Annotated in this window: 5 protein-coding genes; 1 reads left to right on the top strand and 4 read right to left on the bottom strand. The window is 63.8% G+C overall.

Features of this window, described 5'->3' with window-relative positions; genetic code table 11:
• The coding region (locus EN906_RS29645) for an aldehyde dehydrogenase family protein (RefSeq protein WP_127375582.1) at positions 1-901 on the top strand (901 nt) is incomplete at its 5' end.
• 138 nt (positions 902-1,039) lie between these two features.
• Here the strand turns inward: EN906_RS29645 and EN906_RS29640 are convergent.
• The 4 genes from EN906_RS29640 to EN906_RS29625 all read right to left on the bottom strand — a co-directional run.
• Positions 1,040-1,354, bottom strand: a complete 315-nt coding sequence (locus EN906_RS29640) for a hypothetical protein (protein WP_127267881.1) — start codon at positions 1,352-1,354, stop codon at positions 1,040-1,042.
• A 55-nt stretch (positions 1,355-1,409) separates the two neighbouring features.
• Positions 1,410-1,772, bottom strand: coding sequence for a nuclear transport factor 2 family protein (locus EN906_RS29635; protein WP_127375581.1), 363 nt, complete (start codon positions 1,770-1,772; stop codon positions 1,410-1,412).
• A gap of 83 nt (positions 1,773-1,855) precedes the next feature.
• Positions 1,856-2,335: a carboxymuconolactone decarboxylase family protein gene (locus tag EN906_RS29630; RefSeq protein WP_127267879.1), complete on the bottom strand. Its 480-nt coding sequence runs from the start codon at positions 2,333-2,335 to the stop codon at positions 1,856-1,858.
• A gap of 110 nt (positions 2,336-2,445) precedes the next feature.
• The coding region (locus EN906_RS29625; protein WP_164777453.1) for a helix-turn-helix transcriptional regulator at positions 2,446-2,802 on the bottom strand (357 nt) is incomplete at its 5' end.

Genomic DNA, 2,802 nt, shown 5'->3' with positions numbered 1-2,802 from the left:
GACTCCGCTGACGGCGCTGAAGCTTGCCAAGATACTTGCGGAAATCCTGCCGGAAGGCGTGGTCAATGTCGTCCTCGGCCGCGGCGACAGCGTCGGCAACACGCTGATCAATCATCCCAAGGTCAACATGATCTCGATCACCGGCGACGTCGCCACCGGCAAGAAAGTGCTGCAGGCGGCCGCCAAGTCGGTCAAGCGCACGCATCTCGAGCTCGGCGGCAAGGCACCGGTCATCGTCTTTGACGACGCCGATCTTGGCGCCGTGGTCAGCGGTCTGCGTGCCTTCGGCTATTACAATGCCGGCCAGGACTGCACCGCCGCCTGCCGCATCTACGCCGGCAAGAAGATCTACGACAAACTCGTCGCCGATCTCTCCTCGGCCGTCTCGACCATCAAATACAACCGTCCCGACGACACTGAAAACGAGATCGGCCCGCTCATCTCCCGCCGCCAGCGCGACCGCGTGTCGAGTTTCGTCGAGCGCGCCTCGGAACTGAAGCACATCGAGATCACCACCGGCGGCAAGCCGGGCGAGGGTTCTGGCTTCTACTACCAGCCGACCGTCGTCGCCGGCGCGCTGCAGGAAGATGAGATTGTCCGCCGCGAAGTGTTCGGCCCGGTCGTCTCGGTTACTCGTTTTTCGGAAGTCGACGACGCGGTGAACTGGGCCAATGACAGCGACTACGGCCTGGCGTCATCGGTATGGACCAAGGATGTCTCGCGCGCCATGGCGACGGCCGCCCGCCTGCAATATGGCTGCACCTGGATCAACACGCATTTCATGCTGACCAACGAGATGCCGCATGGCGGGCTGAAACAGTCCGGCTACGGCAAGGACATGTCGCTCTACGCGCTGGAAGACTACACCGCCGTGCGCCATGTGATGGTGGCTCACAGCTAGCGCCTTCCCTTCTCCCCGCTTTACGGGGAGAAGGTGGCCCGAAGGGCCGGATGAGGGGCAGCGCGTCCCTGGCAAAGCGGGCTCCGCCCGTCATCTGCCTGCCGGCATCTTCTCCCCGTGAAACGGGGAGAAGAGTCACTACTCCACAATGCGATAAATATTCCACAGGCTGGTGCCCGACACGACATAGGGCTCGATCTCCTTGCCCCATTTGGCATGCGCGTCGATCTTGCCGATCTTGGCGAAGAACGCCTCCAGTTGGGCCAGGCTTTCGACCTGGTGATGGGACTCGACCGTCGCCTCCCGCGCGCCGATCGAACCGGTCATGATCTGGAATTCCAGCTCGTCGATGCCGACCTGCGAGCCGATCTCGCGTTCCCATTTCTTCAACAGGTCGAGCACGGTCTGCTTGTGCCCGAACTTGGCGTCGATCTGCCATCTGGCGCTGAACATCGTCTTCTCCTCCAGGTTTGCGGCCCAGGCCGCGGTTGATCCACAGGCTGTTGGTCTACTCGTCCCAGGCCTGCACGACGGTCTGCCTTGCGATCCGCCCGTCTTTCAGCTCCAGCATCGCCGCGCAGAACACCTTGGTGCCGTCCGGATAGGCGCAGGCCTGGGTGAAGGCGAGGCTGTCGCCGTCGGCGATGGTGGTGTCGACCTTGTGGGTCATCGCCCGGCTGCAGATGTCGTCCCAGAATGTGGTGATCGCCGCGCGTCCGCGGATCTCGCGCGGCTTGCTCGGCGGGTTGTTGCGGTCGATCACCCGCACCAGCGCGTCGTCGGCATAGAAGCTCGACAGCATCCTGCCGTCACGGGTTTCGATGGCCTTCTTGATCGATGCGCCATCCACTGTTTGGGTCTTGGTCAGCATGTCATCCTCCATTGGCCCGTCTTGCGACCGGGCGGTTGATGGTCGAAGGGCTGCCCGGCGCTCGTCGCCGGGCAGGGATTTCCTCACTGCGACTTCGCCTTGACGGCCGCGAACACGTCGTCGGCCTGCTTCTTGAAGGTCGTCAGATCGACCTGACTGCCGTTGAGCATCGTCGACCAGTGGCGCACGATCGCGGACATCGCGACCGCCTCCTTGATCTCCTCGTCGCTGGCGCCGTTGAGCTTGGCCGCCTCGGTGTGGAAATAGATGCAATACTGGCATGGGATCTGCGCCGCGACGGCGAGGCCCAAAAGCTCCTTGGTCTTGCCGTCAAGCGCCGTCTTCGGGTTGAGCTGCACGCCCTTGATCTCGGCCCAAGCGCCGGCAACGGCCACATCCGGCAGCGTTCTGAACATGTCCGGCACCGAGCCGAGCGTCGCCTCGATATCCTTGTAGGCAGCCGCCGCGGACGCATCCTCGGCCTTTGCGGGAGCGATAGCGAACAGCGCTCCGACGCTTGCCGCTATCGCAAGCGATTTGAGTGTTTGGTTCGACGTCAGCATTTCCTCCTCCGTTCGCAGCACCTTTCCCGACGACATCCGCCTGGCCTGCATGGAGAGAATTGATAGCGCTTACCCGCCCATGGCCGCTTCGCCCGAAAGCGCCATGGCTCTCATGGCCCGTGCGGGCCAGGGTGCCTGGCCGAAAACGCCGCCGCCGCCGCCCGCGACGGCAGGTCCAGCTTGAGCAGTATGTTGGCGACATGGCGCTTGACCGTGTGTTCGCTCAGCCTCAATTCGGCGGCGATCGCGGCATTGCTCTTGCCGTCGGCGACGAGGCTCACCACCTCGCTTTCGCGCGCCGTCAATGCGGCCGGCTCGGCAACCCTGGGTTTGGGCCGGCAGGCGGGTTCCAGATGCTGTTCGGACGTCGCATGGACCAGCGCCAGCGGCTCCTCCAACTCGTCGACGCTGATGCGCCCGGCGTCGGTGAAATGCAGGCCCGACCCAGCCGCCAGATCGGCGATCAG

Source organism: Mesorhizobium sp. M7A.F.Ca.CA.004.06.1.1, assembly GCF_003999135.1.
In the GTDB taxonomy this organism is placed as follows: Bacteria; Pseudomonadota; Alphaproteobacteria; order Rhizobiales; family Rhizobiaceae; genus Mesorhizobium.
The sequence above is the reverse complement of the archived record's forward strand: the minus strand, read 5'-3'. Positions and strand labels throughout refer to the sequence as shown.